Origin of the sequence: Streptomyces sp. NPDC005899 (genome assembly GCF_040629645.1) — a bacterium.
Classification (GTDB): Bacteria; Actinomycetota; Actinomycetes; order Streptomycetales; family Streptomycetaceae; genus Streptomyces.
The window spans coordinates 1-14,539 of the sequence record NZ_JBEXWB010000150.1; the positions used below are offsets into that span (position 1 = coordinate 1).

Below are 14,539 nucleotides of genomic sequence, written 5' to 3' on the forward strand. Positions count from 1 at the left end.
CGGCCGCGGCCGCGCTCGACGCCTACTGGGCGGACGGGCAGATGGAGAAGCAGACCCTGGCCCGCGGCGAACAGGTCGAGCAGGCACTGCTGGCCATCTGCGCGGAGGAGCCGACCGCGCAGTTCCGTGGCCGTGGACTCGTCTGGGGCATGGAGTTCTCCGAGCCCACGCGTGCCTCGGCCGTCTGCGCCCGCGCCTTCGAACTCGGCCTGCTGGTCGAGACGTCCGGCCCGCAGAGCGAGGTCGTCAAGCTGCTCCCGTCGCTGACCATCACCCCCGACGAACTGGACGAGGGCCTGCGCACCCTGGCCCGCGCCGTCCGCGAGACCGCCTGAGCGGGTACAGCACCCCGGGACAGGCAGCACCTGAGAAGTACGGAAGAGAAAGGCACCACCACACCGTGATCGTCCGATCGTTCAGTGACATCGAGAACACCGACCGGCACGTCAGGTCCGCTTCGGGGACCTGGGAGAGCAAGCGGATCGTGCTCGCGAAGGAGAAGGTCGGCTTCTCGCTCCACGAGACCGTCCTGTACGCGGGTACGGAGACGTCCATGTGGTACGCCAACCACATCGAGGCCGTGCTCTGCACCGAGGGCGAGGCCGAACTGACCAACGACGAGACCGGCGAGAAGCACTGGATCACCCCGGGCACGATGTACCTGCTGGACGGGCACGAGCACCACACCCTGCGGCCCAAGACCGACTTCCGCTGTGTCTGCGTCTTCAACCCCCCCGTCACCGGACGGGAGGACCACGACGAGAACGGTGTCTACCCGCTGCTGACAGAGGAGGGCTGATCCATGACCACCGACGTTGACGTACGCGCCGACCTCTACCCCTCGCGCGGTGCCGCCGAGATGACCACCCCACGCCAGGACCCGGTCATCTGGTCCGCGCCGGGCGCCCAGGGGCCGCTCGCGGCGAAGGACCTGCAGTCCTTCGAACATGACGGGTTCCTCGCCGTGGACCAGCTCATCTCCCCCGACGAGGTCGCCGCCTACCGGGCGGAACTGGACCGGCTGGTCGCCGACCCGCAGGTCCGCGCCGACGAACGCTCGATCATCGAGCCGAAGTCGCAGAGCGTGCGCTCCGTCTTCGAGGTCCACAGACTCAGCGAGGTCTTCGCCCGCCTCGTCGCCGACGAACGGGTGGTGGGCCGGGCCCGCCAGATCCTGGGCTCGGACGTCTACGTCCACCAGTCCCGGATCAACGTCAAGCCCGGCTTCGGCGCCTCCGGCTTCTACTGGCACTCCGACTTCGAGACCTGGCACGCCGAGGACGGCCTGCCCCACATGCGGACCGTGTCCGTCTCGATCGCGCTGACCGAGAACCTCGACACCAACGGCGGGCTCATGATCATGCCCGGCTCGCACAGGACGTTCGTCGGCTGCGCGGGCGAGACGCCCAGGGACAACTACAAGAAGTCCCTGCAGATGCAGGACGCCGGCATCCCCTCCGACACCGTCCTGACCCAGATGGCCGACCGCCACGGCATCAAGCTCTTCACCGGCCAGGCCGGCTCGGCGACCTGGTTCGACTGCAACGCCATGCACGGCTCCGGGGACAACATCACCCCCTACCCCCGCAGCAACGTCTTCATCGTCTTCAACAGCGTCGAGAACACCGCCCAGGAACCCTTCGCCGCCCCCGTCCGCCGACCCGAGTTCATCGGCGCCCGCGACTTCACCCCGGTGAGGTAGGGACGCCGCCCCCTACCGGGCTGTGCCCCGTAAAGGGCGGCACCGGGCCGTGGGCGCGCGGCCGAGCCCGGGAACGGGGACCAGGGCCGCCCGGGCCCCGCCCTCCCCGTGAACACGAGTGGGGCCGCCTTCCCCGCGAACACGAGCCGGGCCGCGAAGAGACATCGAGATATCGTGGTGTATCGGGGTATCGGCGAGAGAGGTGGCTCATGGCGGAGACGGCGGAACTGGGGCCGGGGGATCTGATCGAGGTGTTCAAGGCCCTGGGGAATCCGGCTCGTCTGCAGATCATGCAGTGGCTGAAGGATCCGGAGGAGCAGTTCGGCGCGTACGAGCCGATCGCGGACCGCCAGGCGGTGGGTGTGTGCGTCACCCACATCCAGGCCAAGGCGGGACTCGCCCAGTCGACGGTCTCCAGCTACATGAGCACGCTCGAACGGGCAGGTCTCGTACGTCCCACCAGGGTCGGCAAGTGGACCCACTACCGGCGCGACGAGGAACGGCTGGCGCGGGTGGCGCGGGCGATCGGCAACGACGTCTGATTGACCCATCGCGATATCTCGATATGATGATGTCATGTCGACCTTCGATGCTGCTCCCACCGCTCTGATCGTCCACGCCCACCCCGAACCCCGCTCTTTCAGCACGGCCCAGATGAACACGGCGGCTCAGGCCCTTCGGGACGCCGGCTACCGTGTCGACGTGCTCGACCTGTACGGGGAGGGGTGGGCGCCCGTCCTCGACCGTGACGAGTTCGCGCCGGTGGACGGCTACTTCAAGCCGCAGGCCGAGCAAATGCGCGCGGTCGGCGACGGGACGCTCGACGCCACCGTCGCAGCGCACCTGCACCGCCTGCTCGCCGCCGACCTGCTCGTGTTGTCGTTCCCGATGTGGTGGTTCTCCCTGCCCGCCGTCCTCAAGGGCTGGGTCGACCGGGTCTTCGTGATGGGCGGGGTCTTCGGTGGCGACCACGGAATTCTCGACGAGGCGGCGCTGGCCGGTAAGCGGGCGATGCTCCTGTTCACCACGGGCGGCCCGAGCGCGGCCTTCCAGGAGGGCGGCGAACTCGGCCGGATGAGCGACTTCCTGTTCCATATCCACCGCGGAATGCTGGAGTTCGTGGGTTTCCAGGTCGTCGACCCCGTCATCACGTACGCCCCGGCCCGCATGACCGACCAGGAGAGGGCCGCGGCGCTCGACGCGGTGGGGGAGTCGGTCGCGCTGGTGGCGTCCGGCGCCGGACTCGCCGTCCGCTGACCGCGGCGGGCCGCGAGCGCGCCGGCCGGTGACGCGCGGCGCATCGTCCCCCGTCTGCCGCTCGCCGTGCGCGCGTCATCACATCGTCCTCCTGCCGACCCGTGGGCGGTCGCGCGACGGCACCCCGGGCCGAAGGGGCCCGGGGTGCCGTCGTTCGTCTGCCGATCCTGCCGGGCGCCGGTTCCTGGAGCGCGTCACGTCCCCGGCGTCCGCGGCTTCACGCCAGCATGCCGGCGCGGAGCTTGTTGAGCGTGCGGGTCAGGAGGCGGGACACGTGCATCTGCGAGACGTCGAGCTCGGCGCCGATCTGGGACTGCGTCATCTCCTGGCCGAAGCGCATCTCGATGATGCGGCGCTCCCGGTCGTCGAGCTGCTCCAGCAGCGGGGCCAGGGCGTGCAGGTTCTCCACCGTCTCCATGGCGGAGTCAGGCTCGCCCAGGATGTCGGCGAAGGTGCGGGACGCCGTACCCGGAGCCTCCCCGGCGTCGGTCGGCAGGTCCAGGGAACCCGCCGTGTAACCGTTCGACGCGATGATGCCCTCGACGACCTCCTCCTCGGTGAGGTCGAGGTGCTCGGCGAGCTCCTTCGCCGTCGGGTCGCGGTCGAGGCGGGTGGTGAGCTCGTCCTTCGCCTTGGCCAGGTCGACACGGAGTTCCTGCAGTCGGCGCGGAACGTGGACCGCCCAGGTGGTGTCACGGAAGAAGCGCTTGATCTCGCCGACGATGTACGGAACGGCGAAGGTGGCGAACTCAACCTCCCGGGAGAGCTCGAACCGGTCGATGGCCTTGATCAGCCCGATGGTGCCGACCTGGGTGATGTCCTCCATGTCGCCGCTGCCCCGGTTGCGGAAGCGGCGCGCGGCGAACCGCACCAGGGAGATGTTCATCTCGATGAGGGTGTTGCGCGCGTACTGGTACTCGTGCGTGCCCTCCTCCAGCACCTGCAGCCGTTCGAAGAACAGCATCGACAGGGCGCGGGCGTCCTTGGGGGCGATCTTGCCCGCGTCCTCGATCCAGGGCAGCTCCCCGTAGCGCTCCGGAGAAGCCTCCACGGCCGACGCCTCGTCAGTCCTCGTGGCCCTGGCACTCTGTTCAGCAATCACGATGTCTTCCACCCTCCCTCGTCCTGCGCGCTTCCTGGCCTGCCCCTGCCCCGCTTCGGCGCACCCATGCGTGCCCGGACGAATTATCTTGCTGTGTGGAAACAGTTGTCCCTGGACATCGTAGGATGAGAAGCGCCGACCACCGGCGCGCCCTTTCGGGCCCGTCGCGCTGGATCGAGTACGGGCCCCCTACGCTGGAGGCCGACGGTCGGGGCCCACGGACGGTCCGGGTCTCGGCGCGGCACGACGAGAAAACAGGATGACGTGGACAGATTCGCTGCTGTCGAGCGGGAGCTGCGCAAGGCCGCACCTCATCTGCTCCTCGATGTCGTCACGGCGGCCCTGCGGGAGCGGTACGGCGTGCAGAGCGTGGAGCTGCGTCTCGCCGACTACGGCATGACCACGCTCCAGGTCGTGGCCGAGATGCCGATCGCGGAGCCTGTGCACGTCAACAACAGCCCGCAGGGACGGGCCTTCGGGGCTCAGGAACCGTATGTGGAGCCAGGGTCGGCTGAGGGCACGTTGGTCGCGCACCTGCCCGTGACCGTCCGGGGGGACCGGCTGGGGATCCTCACCGTCACCCTGCCGGAGCGGAGCTGTTCGCCGGAGGACCTGGCGGGTATGCAGCAGATGTGCGAAGCGCTCGGTCACGAGATCACGGTCGCCCAACGGGACACCGACCTCTACCTGATCGCGCGTCGCGCCACACGGCTGACCCTCGGCGCGGAGATGCAGTGGCAGCTGCTGCCCGGCCGCTCCGTGTCGTGCCCCGAGTTCTCGCTGGGCGCCCACCTGGAACCGGCGTACGCCATCTTCGGCGACAACTTCGACTGGTCGCTGTCGGCCCACCACCTCACGCTCACCGTCACCAACGGCATGGGCAAGGGGATGGAGGCGGCCCTGCTGACCAATCTCGTCGTCAACGCGTTGCGCAACGCCCGGCGCGCCGGCCTGGACCTGCCCGGCCAGGCCAGCCTCGCGGATCAGGCGGTCTACGCCCAGTACCGGGGCGAGCTGTACGCGTCGGTCCTGCTGCTGCGCTTCGATCTGGCCACGGGGGAGGTGGAGGCGGTGGACGCGGGTTCCCCCCGCATGTGGCGGCTGAGGGGCGGCAGCGTGGACCCGGTCGGCTTCGACGCGCAGCTTCCGCTGGGCATGTTCGAGGAGACCGAGTACGTCACGGAGCACCTTCGGGTGGAGCCCGGTGACCGGCTGCTGATCGGCAGCGACGGCGTCTACGAGACCGCGTCGACGGCGGGGGAGCACTACGGGCAGCGTGCCCTCGCGCGGTCGCTGTCGGCACACCGCTTCCTGCCGTCCGAGCAGGTGCCACTCGCGGTGCTCCGCGATCTCCGGGACTACCGGGGCGCCACACCGCTGGACGACGACGCCCTGGTCGTCTGCATGGACTGGTTCGGCCGGGAGTCCGCCGGCGGCGACGCGTCGGAGTGACGGGCGCCCGCGGGGCGGCCGAAGGGTTGACCGGCCCGGGGCCGGCCGGTCGACCGGCCGTTATCCGGTCGACCGCAAGGGTCTCGCGCCGTCGGTGTCCTGTCCCGGGGCGGATGCCGCGGCCGCGCCACGGAAGGCGCGCAGGCCTTCGAGGAGCGCGCGTCGCGCCTTGGCCGGCATGGCGTCGATCGTGGACATCAGCACTTTCTCCCTGCGCATGCGAAGGTCGACGAGGTACGCCTTGCCGAGACTGGTCAGCCGGAGCTCCAGCTCCCGGCGGCTCACCGGGCTGGGGGCACGCTCCACGAAGCCCGTGGCCTGCAGGCGGTCGCACAGCCGACTGACCGAGGGGGAGGCCGATCCGAGTGCCTCCGCGAGCATCCGGAGATTGATGCCCTCCTCCTTGTCCAGCGTGTACAGGACGCGCAGCTGGGAGGGGGAGACGGGACCCGTCGGCACGGCCTCGCGTCCGTGCTCCCAGAGGACTTCGAGGAGTTCGACGAACTCGGAACCCTCACGGGCCGCATCCCGGGACCTGTGGTCGGGTTCGGGGCTCAGGCCCATTTTGATGACACTCCGATCCGGCATCGTCTCACTCGTCCGTCTGGCCACCGGACCGAGTATTCGTGCCGGCCATCCGATGCGCTGTACGGAAAGCCAGGACTAGGTTCCAGGGCACATGTGCGACCCCGCATATCGTACCCCTGTCTGCAACATGCTTCCGGGGACACGCCCACAATCAACAGTTTCCATGAGGCAACAGTTGCCATAGGGTACGGTTCCTCAGGTCTGACGCGTGATCTTCCAGCGGGCCCGCGCCCCTCTGCCCGACGGCGCACCCGCTCCCGGCCTGGAGTACTGACACCCATGACGCACAGCCAGCCCCTCGTTCTCTCCGTCAGCTACCCGGCGGAGTCGATCGCCATTCTGACCGTGGCCGGAGAGATCGACGTGGACAGCGCGCCTGCCCTGCGGACCAAGGCTCTCGAGCTGATCAGGCAGGGCAGGGCGCACCTGGTCCTGGACCTGGCCGCCGTGGGATTCTGCGACTCCTCCGGGCTCAACGCGATGATCGCGATCCTCAGGTACGCGAAGGACCGGCACGGCTCACTGTCGCTTGCCGGGTCGCCTCCGCACGTCACGAGGCTGCTGGACGTCACGGGGGTCGGCGAACTGATACCCGCGCTCCCCACGACGGCCGAGCTCGTGAGCCGCATCGGCGCGCGGGACGGCGGCGCCGGCGGGCAGGGGCCTCTCTAGGGCCGGGCCGGCGACGGTCCGCGCCACACGGAGACGTGCTGGGTGGACTCCCCGGTGAACGGCGACCTGTGCCAGTCCGCGACACGCTCCTCCAGCTCCAGACCCGCGATCCGGGCCATGAGGTCGAGCTCCGCCGGCCACGCGTACCGCTGCCGGCAACTTCCGCGGCGGTAGCGGCCGTCCTCACCGTCCCGGGTGAAGTGGTGCGAGACGAGGGTCTGCTCGACCAGGTCGAAGGTGTCGAAGCCGAGGTGGTGATCGGAGACGTAAAACGGCACCGCGACCTGCCCGGGCGGCAGGACCCGCAACGGGGGCACACCCAGTTCGACGACGAACCGGCCGCCGGGGGCCAGGTGCCGGGCGGCGTTGCGGAAGCACTGGACCTGCTCGTCCTGGGTGAGCAGGTTCGCGATCGTGTTGTAGACCAGGTACACCAGGGTGAACGTGCCGGGGACCACGGTCGTGGCCATGTCCCCCAGGACCACCGGGAGCGTCTCCTCGTCGGCCTTGCGCCGCAGGACCGCCGCCATGTGCTCCGACAGTTCGATGCCCACCACCGGCACGCCGCGTGCCCGGAGGGGGACACCCACGCGTCCCGTCCCGATGGCGAATTCGAGGGCCCGGCCGTCTCCGGCCAGCTCGGCGAGGAAGGCGAGAGCCGGTTCGACAGCGGCGGCCGAGGAGTTCTCGCTCTCCTCGGCGTCGTAGCGTTCGGCGGTCGCGCGGGACCACAGCTCACTGCTCGTCACGAGGGCTCACCATGCCCGGTGCGCCGGGACGCTGTCGACGGGTTTTCGCTCCCGGGCCGCGCGGTACCAGTTCGGGCGGGCTGCCGGCCGTCCGGCGGCCGCGGAGGTGGTCCGAGGGCCGGGGCGGGGCCGGAGACACCGAAAGCACGGGTCAGCCGGTCGTACGGTGCTGCCCGACCTGGTCCTCGAGCCGCTGGAGGCTGGTGTCCAGGGCGCCGTTGACGGCCTGTTCGCCGGGGTCGTGGCTGTCCTCGAAGAACGACAGGTGCACCGTCACCTGGCTCGCCCCGTCGTCGATGCCGGCGACCTGCAGCCAGCCGGTGTAACTGCCCTGGGCGCGGGTGCCCCATTCGAGCCTCATCTGATCGGGCCGGGCGCGCAGCAGCGCCGAGGTGTCCTCGTCGGTGCGGTCCTCGTGGACGGTGACGGCGGGCAGGTCCCCGGCGCACGTGCAGGGACTGCGGCAGCCAGGTGTCCAGCCGGCCGATGTCGGAGGCCTGGCCGAAGACGTGCTCCGGCGGTGCGGGCATCGTGCGGGAGCGTTCGTACTCGGTCATCGCGCCACCGTTCGTCGGTTCGGGGTCGTACGACGGGAGACATGCCCGGCCCGCCCGGGGGGATGCCGCGTGCCACCGCGATCCCACCCGTTCGCCCGGAGCGGGCGCGGTCGCCGAAGGGGTCGCGGCCGGAGGTCGGCGGAAGGCGAACGACGAGGGGGAGACCCGTCAGGGCCGGCGTGGCCGCGCCGGCCGGCGGCTGTTCCGGCCGGTGAGCCGGTCGCCCCGGGCCGGAAGTCACCCGTACGGACGCGGACGACGTGTGTGCCGGTATGCCGGCGGGTAAGGGACCCGGTGATCACCGGACACCGCGATCCGGTGACGACTCGCAGGAGCTACGGAGAGAAGGTGCCCGATGTCCTCGAAGCGACGTCGCAAGAAGAAGGCCCGCAGCAAGAACGGCGCGAACCACGGCAGCCGCCCGCAGAGCTGAGGGCGCACTCCGCCGCGCCGGGGGCGGCGCACCCGTGCCGCCCCCGGGCGCGACCCGGTGGCGCGACCACCGGTCGGGACGGAAGACGCCCGACGCGCGTGTGCGCGCTGTGTCGTCGCCTGCCGATCGGCGTCATCGCTTCCGGCCCCCGGGCCGGACCGGACCGAGCCCCGCAGGCGCCCTCCCGGCGGCGCCTGTCCGCCATCGCCCGCCGGCCGGGCTCAGCGCACCAGGCAGGGGCGCCGGGGATCGAACGTCCAGCCCGGCACGAGGTGCTGCATCCCGGCGGCGTCGTCGCGTGCCCCCAGAGCCTTCGTCCGGTAGAGCTCGTGCGCCGCGAGGAGCCGGTCGATGTCGAGCCGGACACCCAGCCCGGGTGAGTCGGGGACGGCGATCTCGCCGTCCACGATGCGGGGCGGGGTGACGGTGAGTCGCTCCAGCCCCTCCTGCCAGATCCAGTGCGTGTCCAGGGCGTTGTACTCGCCCGGGGCCGCGGCACCGCAGTGCGTGACCATGGCGAGCGAGATGTCGAAGTGGTTGTTCGAGTGGCAGCCCCAGGTCAGCCCCATGGCGTTGCACAGCTGGGCCACGCGTACGGAGCCCCGCATGGTCCAGAAGTGCGGGTCGGCCAGCGGGATGGACACGGACTGAAGCGCCAGGGCGTGGGTCAGCTGCCGCCAGTCCGTCGCGATCATGTTGGTCGCCGTCGGAAGTCCTGTGGCACGCCGGAACTCGGCGAGGATCTCGCGCCCCGAGTAGCCGTCCTCCGCCCCGCAGGGGTCCTCCGCGTAGGCGAGCGTGCCCAGCAGTGGCGAACAGAGCCGGATGGCCTCGCGCAGCGACCAGGCGCCGTTCGGGTCGAGGGTGATCCGGGCTTCGGGGAAGCGCTCCTTGAGCGCCCGTACGGCCTCGACCTCCTCGGTGCCCGCCAGGACCCCGCCCTTCAGCTTGAAGTCCCGGAAGCCGTACAGGCCGTACGCCGCCTCCGCCTGGCGCACGATCGCCTCGGGCGTGAGCGCCTCCTCGTGGCGCACGCGGTACCAGTCGACGTCCGAGTCCGGCTCGCGGACGTAGTCCAGACCGGTGCGGCCGGGATCGCCGACGTGGAAGAGGTAGCCCAGCACCCGCACGGAGTTCCGCTGCAGGCCGTCACCGAGCAGGGCCGCCACCGGTACGTCCAGGTGCTGGCCGAGCAGGTCGAGCAGAGCCGCTTCGACGGCTGTCACCGCGTGCACGGTGGTGCGCAGGTCGAAGGTCTGGGGGCCGCGTCCGCCCGGGTCGCGGTCCGCGAACCGGCTGCCGATCTCACGCAGGACGCGCGTGTAGTCGCCCACCTCGGCCCCCACGACCAGGGATTCCGCGTCGCGGAGTGTCCGGGTGATCTTCTCGCCGCCCGGTACCTCCCCCAGTCCGGTACGGCCCTGCGAGTCGGTCAGGACGAGGACGTTGCGGGTGAAGAAGGGGCCGTGGGCGCCGGACAGGTTCAGTGCCATGCTGTCGCGCCCTGCGACGGGGTAGACCGCGAAGCGGGTGATGGTCGGCTGGCTCATGGACGTCGGCTTCCTCGGGGTGCGAAAGGCGGCTGCGAGGGCGGATACGAGAAGGGGGAGGGGGCGCGTCGACGCCCTCGGGGGCCGGGGCGTCCGTCGGACGGCCGGGTGCTCCGGGGCGGGCACCGCGCCACCTCTGTGCGCATCTCCGTGCCTCGTATCTTCATATGCAGATGTTGTTCATGTAAGAGGACTGAGGTTAGGTGGGTGACCGCGACACGGTCAATGGGTTCGTGGTGCAGATCTACGATGTGGCCATGCGGGAGAACAGCGGTATCCGTGGGGTCAAGTCGGCGGCCCGTACCGTCGCGCTGCTCGAACTCCTGGCCGCGAGGGGGGACCGCCCCGCGCGCCTGGACGAACTCGCCGGGGAACTGGGCGTGCCGCGCAGCAGCATGTACCAGCTGTTGCAGACCCTCATCGCCTGCGGCTGGGTTCGCTCCGACACGACGGGTTCGCTGTACGGCATCGGCATCCGTGCTCTGCACACGGGCACGAGCTACCTGGACAGCGATCCGCACGTGCGTACGGCCCGCCCCCACCTCGACGAGGCCTCACGCGTGCTCGGCGAGACGATCCACCTGGCCCGCCTGGACGGCCCGAACGTCGTCTACCTCGCCACCCGGGAATCGCACGAGTACCCGCGCACCATCAGCCGGGTCGGCCGCCGGATCCCGGCCCATGCCGGCGCCCTCGGCAAGGCGTTGCTCGCCGAGCGCATCGACGACGGACTCCCGCTCCCCGAAGGGCCGTGGGAGGCCCTCACGGAGAACACGCACACGGGGCGCCCCACACTGCTCGCCGACCTGACCGCGGTGCGCGCACGCGGCTACTCCGTCGAGCGGGAGGAAACGGTCGCCGGCATCGCCGGCTTCGGCTTCGCCCTGCGGTACGACTCGCCCGCCAACGACGCCATCAGCTGCTCGGTGCCGGTGGAGCGCCTCGGTGAGGAGCACGTGCGCCGGATCGTGGCCGTCATGGAGGAGACGCGCGAGAGGATCGAGAACGCGTTGTCACCCGCCCCGGGCGCACCCGACTGGCGCTGACGAGCCGCGGGCCCCGGCCACGCGCCCGTGATCCGGGCCCGGCCGCCCGGCCTGCCGGGGTGCTCCGGGCGCAGGCGCACCCCGTGGCGGCTGTTCGCCGGTGGCGGGGACGCGGGCCGGGCCCCCGCTCCCGCCCGATCGCGGGAGCCGTGGGCCGGGATGCCCATGACAGCCCCTCAGGTGGGTGAACACCGCCGCCCCGCCCGTGGGGACCGGGTCCGGTGGGAACCCCCTGGCGTGTGCGCGGCCGGGGGGTCGGGCGCGCGCCTTACGGTGGGCCGATGCGACCCGTTCCCCGGTGGGCCCTGCTCTCGTCGGTATGCGCACCCGTCCTGCTCATCGGCGGCTGGACGGTCGCGGCACTGCTCGAAGGACCCGCCTACGACCCCGCCAGGCAGACGATCAGTGTGCTGGCCGCTTACGGCGCCGCGGGGTCGTGGGTGATGACCGGGGCGTTCGTCGCACTCGGCGTCTGCCATCTGCTCACGGCGTGCGGACTGCGCCCGGCCGCGCCCGCCGGGCGGGCGGCGCTGGCCGGCGGGGGAGTGGCGGCGCTGGTGGTCGCCCTGCTCCCGCCGCCGAGCAGCGGGGGATCCCTGCGGCACGGTTCGGTCGTCGTCGTCGGATTCGTGCTCCTCGCGGTGTGGCCCGTCCTGGCCCTCGACCGCGGTGGGGCGGCCCCCTGGGGACTGCGGCCGTGGCCCTCCGTCCTGGCGACGGCCCTGATGGGCGTCGGCGCCGGCTGGTTCCTGCTCGAGATGCAGCGCCACGGGGCGGCCGGCGTCGCCGAACGCCTCGTGACGTGCCTGCAGTCCGTCTGGCCCCTCGTGGTGGTCGCCTCGTGCCTGTCCCACCCGGCCGGGAGCGGACCGCCCCGGTGAACGGGCCGCGGGCGGTGGCAGGCGGGCGGAAGCCCTCTCGCCACAGGCATCGCACCGCCCGCACACCACCTCAGGCCGTTCCCGGATCCGGCGGGATACCCGGACACCGGGACCGCGGATTCTCCCCTGTCCGGCAGGCGACCGGATCAGGTCGCACCCTCACTGCCGGCAGAGGCAGAACGGATGTCCCGCCGGGTCCGCGTACACCCGGAACCCACGCTCCCCGCCGTGGTCGTCGAGGTCCAGCGGGGTGGCCCCGAGGGCCAGTACCTCCCGCTCCGCCTGTTCGATGTCCACCACGTCGAGATCCAGGTGCTCCTGCTGGGAGTTGTCCCCCCGCGGCCAATCCGGGGGCCTGTGGCCCGGCGCCCTCTGGAAGGCGATACGGGCGCCGCCCGGCACGTTCAGGACGTACCAGTCGTCACTGCCCTTCTCGACCTCGCCGCCCAGCACGCCCCGGTAGAACTCCGCGAGGGCCGCGGGATCGGGGCAGTCGAGAGCGACGAGGGAATAGGTCGCTACAGGCATTCCGGTTCCTTCCGTACGTCTGTCCGAGTGGTCCGTCCCGGCGGTCGCCGGGGCGTCGTGAGGCCGGAGGACGCTCCCGGCGCCGAGGCGCTCAGGGCCCCTCACCGTCGGCGCAGACGCGGACGGTCTCCAGCGACGGGTCCGTAGGATCGGGGACGTTCATGCCGGCCTCGACGCCCGAGCGCAGATAGCGCAGGAGCGGCTCGGTGATCCTCTCGCCGGGAAACACCGCGGGGATGCCCGGCGGGTACGGAGTCATCATCTCCGCGGCCACCCTGCCCACGGCCTCTTCTCGGCCGGCACGTCCTCGGTCGCCGAGAAGAAGGCGTCCCGGGGCAGGCACACCTGGTCGGGGCGGAGGTCGTCCGTCCCCGAGGAACACGGCGTCGCCGAGCACCGCCCGCACGGCGGGGTCGGCTCCGCGTGCCTGCTTGTGGCCGGGCGGGGAGAAGCCCAGCTCACCCTTCTGCTTGTAAGCGGCCAAGGCGTCCAGCACCGGCGCTTCATGATGGTCTGCGTGCATGAACTGACGCCCTCCCGGCCGGTTCCGGGCCGATCACACCCCGGCCGCTCACGCTCGGGATGATCAGGGCAGGGGGGTGCCGCCGGTCGCGTTCATGACCTCGCCGGTGATGAAGGTCGCGTTCGACGAGGCCAGGAAGACGTAGGCGGGCGCCATCTCGGCAGGCTGCGCCGGACGTCCCAGCGGGCTCTGCTTGCCGAACTCCGTCGTGTCCGGCATCGTCGCGGGGATGAGCGGCGTCCAGACGGGGCCGGGCGCCACGGCGTTGACCCGGATGCCGTCGGAGGCGACCATCTGCGCGAGCCCCTGGGTGAAGGTGACGATGGCCCCCTTCGTCATGGCGTAGTCCAGGAGGTGCGGGCTCGGCTTGTACGCCTGGACCGACGTCGTGTTGATGATCGAGCCGCCGGCCGGGATGTGGGGCAGGGCCGCCTTGCTCAGCCAGAACATGCCGTAGAGGTTGGTCCGCACCACGCGGTCGAACTGTTCGGTGGAGATGGCGGCGATGCCGTCGGGCTGCGACATCTGGTACGCCGCGTTGTTCACCAGGACGTCGATGCGGCCGAACTCCGACACGGCCCTCTCGATCAGCGCCAGGCACTGCTCCTCGTCGCGGATGTCGCACTCGACCGCGACGGCCTTGCGGCCCGCCTCCTCGACCAGGGCGACGGTCTCCCGGGCTTCCTTCTCCTCGGACGGCAGGTAGGTCAGCAGGACGTCGGCGCCTTCGCGTCCGAAGGCCAGTGCCACCGCGCGCCCGATGCCCGAATCTCCTCCTGTGATCACGGCCTTGCGGTCGAGCAGGAGGCCATGGCCCGTGTACGACTCCTCACCGTGGTCCGGTGGCGGGTCCATCGGCCCGGTCCAGCCCGGGTGCTCCTGGTCCTGCTGCGGGAAATCCGGCTGGGGGTGCCGGCGCGTCGGATCCTGCGGCTGTTCGGCGTCGTTCATCTCGTCGTGCTTCCTTCTCCGGGGCCCGTCGACCGCGGGCCGGCTGATCACGTGCCGCTCGGGTTCCCCGGCGGCGGCGAAACAATCAACCCCACCCGGGTGAACGGAGGCGGCCCCGGGCCGCCTCGCGCCCGCGCGGCCCACCGCCCCGGGGACGGGTCCGGACCGCGCCGGCACGTGTGGCGACCACGTGTGGAATCCACCTGGCGGGGGACCCGGCCCATGTACGTCCATGACGCCGGAAGGAGCGGAGATGTCCAACCCACAGCAGCCGGAGCAACGGCGCAGCGGAAAAGGTGGTGCCACTCCCCAGGAGAGCCAGGCCACCAAGGCGGCGCAGCCCGGCACGCCGGGAAGGGGCGGTGCGGCGCACGGCACCGATCGCGGCGGCAAAGGCGGCGGCAAGGGCGGCGGGCGGCCGCCGGAGCAGCAGCCCGACCACCCCTGAACGACCCGCGGCGCCCGCCCCCGGTGGGGGGGCCCCCCACCACCGGCGGGGGGGCCGGCGCCGGCGGGGGTGTGTGGGCGGCGGGCGGCGCCACCCCCCC

At 71.4% G+C, this 14,539-nt stretch carries 16 protein-coding genes and 2 pseudogenes; 10 read left to right on the forward strand and 8 right to left on the reverse strand.

The window, feature by feature from the left end; all coding sequences use genetic code 11:
- The 5 genes from ABZ371_RS18030 to ABZ371_RS18050 all read left to right on the forward strand — a co-directional run.
- The coding region (locus tag ABZ371_RS18030; protein ID WP_358680225.1) for an aminotransferase class III-fold pyridoxal phosphate-dependent enzyme at nt 1-335 on the forward strand (335 nt) is incomplete at its 5' end.
- A 65-nt stretch (nt 336-400) separates the two neighbouring features.
- Nucleotides 401-799, forward strand: coding sequence for an ectoine synthase (locus tag ABZ371_RS18035; RefSeq protein WP_015576694.1), 399 nt, complete (start codon nt 401-403; stop codon nt 797-799).
- 3 nt (nt 800-802) lie between these two features.
- Nucleotides 803-1,702: an ectoine hydroxylase gene (gene thpD / locus ABZ371_RS18040; protein WP_358680228.1), complete on the forward strand. Its 900-nt coding sequence runs from the start codon at nt 803-805 to the stop codon at nt 1,700-1,702.
- 209 nt (nt 1,703-1,911) lie between these two features.
- Nucleotides 1,912-2,244: a metalloregulator ArsR/SmtB family transcription factor gene (locus tag ABZ371_RS18045; protein WP_358680231.1), complete on the forward strand. Its 333-nt coding sequence runs from the start codon at nt 1,912-1,914 to the stop codon at nt 2,242-2,244.
- Between the two features lie 34 nt (nt 2,245-2,278).
- Nucleotides 2,279-2,959: an NAD(P)H-dependent oxidoreductase gene (locus ABZ371_RS18050; protein WP_358680234.1), complete on the forward strand. Its 681-nt coding sequence runs from the start codon at nt 2,279-2,281 to the stop codon at nt 2,957-2,959.
- 217 nt (nt 2,960-3,176) lie between these two features.
- On the opposite strand, the gene ABZ371_RS18055 is transcribed toward ABZ371_RS18050, so the two are convergent.
- Nucleotides 3,177-4,010 (reverse strand): SigB/SigF/SigG family RNA polymerase sigma factor, encoded by an 834-nt coding sequence (locus tag ABZ371_RS18055; RefSeq protein WP_358680237.1) that lies wholly within the window; start codon nt 4,008-4,010, stop codon nt 3,177-3,179.
- Nucleotides 4,011-4,325: 315 nt separating this feature from the next.
- On the opposite strand from ABZ371_RS18055, the gene ABZ371_RS18060 reads away from it, so the two are divergent.
- Nucleotides 4,326-5,513 carry a PP2C family protein-serine/threonine phosphatase gene (locus ABZ371_RS18060; RefSeq protein WP_358680240.1) on the forward strand — a complete coding sequence of 396 codons (1,188 nt, stop codon included), beginning with the start codon at nt 4,326-4,328 and terminating at the stop codon, nt 5,511-5,513.
- Between the two features lie 60 nt (nt 5,514-5,573).
- On the opposite strand, the gene ABZ371_RS18065 is transcribed toward ABZ371_RS18060, so the two are convergent.
- Nucleotides 5,574-6,077 carry a MarR family transcriptional regulator gene (locus ABZ371_RS18065; protein ID WP_358680262.1) on the reverse strand — a complete coding sequence of 168 codons (504 nt, stop codon included), beginning with the start codon at nt 6,075-6,077 and terminating at the stop codon, nt 5,574-5,576.
- Between the two features lie 303 nt (nt 6,078-6,380).
- Here ABZ371_RS18065 and ABZ371_RS18070 point away from each other — a divergent pair, with 303 nt between their 5' ends.
- Nucleotides 6,381-6,773, forward strand: coding sequence for an STAS domain-containing protein (locus ABZ371_RS18070; protein ID WP_358680243.1), 393 nt, complete (start codon nt 6,381-6,383; stop codon nt 6,771-6,773).
- On the opposite strand, the gene ABZ371_RS18075 is transcribed toward ABZ371_RS18070, so the two are convergent.
- The 3 genes and pseudogenes from ABZ371_RS18075 to ABZ371_RS18085 all read right to left on the reverse strand — a co-directional run bounded on the left by ABZ371_RS18075 (nt 6,770) and on the right by ABZ371_RS18085 (nt 10,062).
- Entirely contained in the window at nt 6,770-7,522 is a 753-nt protein-coding gene (locus tag ABZ371_RS18075) for a class I SAM-dependent methyltransferase (RefSeq protein WP_358680245.1), read from the reverse strand. The genes ABZ371_RS18070 and ABZ371_RS18075 overlap by 4 nt on opposite strands.
- Nucleotides 7,523-7,673: 151 nt before the next feature.
- Nucleotides 7,674-8,079: pseudogene (locus ABZ371_RS18080) on the reverse strand (SRPBCC family protein).
- 654 nt (nt 8,080-8,733) lie between these two features.
- A complete protein-coding gene (locus ABZ371_RS18085) occupies nt 8,734-10,062 on the reverse strand; it encodes an enolase C-terminal domain-like protein (protein WP_358680248.1) in 1,329 nt (442 codons plus the stop codon).
- A gap of 257 nt (nt 10,063-10,319) precedes the next feature.
- On the opposite strand from ABZ371_RS18085, the gene ABZ371_RS18090 reads away from it, so the two are divergent.
- Together ABZ371_RS18090 and ABZ371_RS18095 are read left to right on the forward strand one after the other, a co-directional pair.
- A complete protein-coding gene (locus ABZ371_RS18090) occupies nt 10,320-11,108 on the forward strand; it encodes an IclR family transcriptional regulator (RefSeq protein WP_358680265.1) in 789 nt (262 codons plus the stop codon).
- A 281-nt stretch (nt 11,109-11,389) separates the two neighbouring features.
- Nucleotides 11,390-11,989 carry a DUF998 domain-containing protein gene (locus tag ABZ371_RS18095; protein ID WP_358680251.1) on the forward strand — a complete coding sequence of 200 codons (600 nt, stop codon included), beginning with the start codon at nt 11,390-11,392 and terminating at the stop codon, nt 11,987-11,989.
- Nucleotides 11,990-12,148: 159 nt separating this feature from the next.
- Here ABZ371_RS18095 and ABZ371_RS18100 read toward each other — a convergent pair whose 3' ends face one another.
- The 3 genes and pseudogenes from ABZ371_RS18100 to ABZ371_RS18110 form a co-directional block, all read right to left on the reverse strand.
- Nucleotides 12,149-12,517 carry a VOC family protein gene (locus ABZ371_RS18100; protein ID WP_358680254.1) on the reverse strand — a complete coding sequence of 123 codons (369 nt, stop codon included), beginning with the start codon at nt 12,515-12,517 and terminating at the stop codon, nt 12,149-12,151.
- Nucleotides 12,518-12,608: 91 nt separating this feature from the next.
- Nucleotides 12,609-12,880: pseudogene (locus ABZ371_RS18105) on the reverse strand (ornithine decarboxylase); the annotation flags it as partial.
- Nucleotides 12,881-13,103: 223 nt separating this feature from the next.
- Nucleotides 13,104-13,991, reverse strand: a complete 888-nt coding sequence (locus tag ABZ371_RS18110; RefSeq protein WP_358680257.1) for an SDR family oxidoreductase — start codon at nt 13,989-13,991, stop codon at nt 13,104-13,106.
- Nucleotides 13,992-14,244: 253 nt separating this feature from the next.
- On the opposite strand from ABZ371_RS18110, the gene ABZ371_RS18115 reads away from it, so the two are divergent.
- Nucleotides 14,245-14,439, forward strand: coding sequence for a hypothetical protein (locus ABZ371_RS18115; RefSeq protein WP_358680259.1), 195 nt, complete (start codon nt 14,245-14,247; stop codon nt 14,437-14,439).
- Nucleotides 14,440-14,539: the final 100 nt, after the last annotated feature.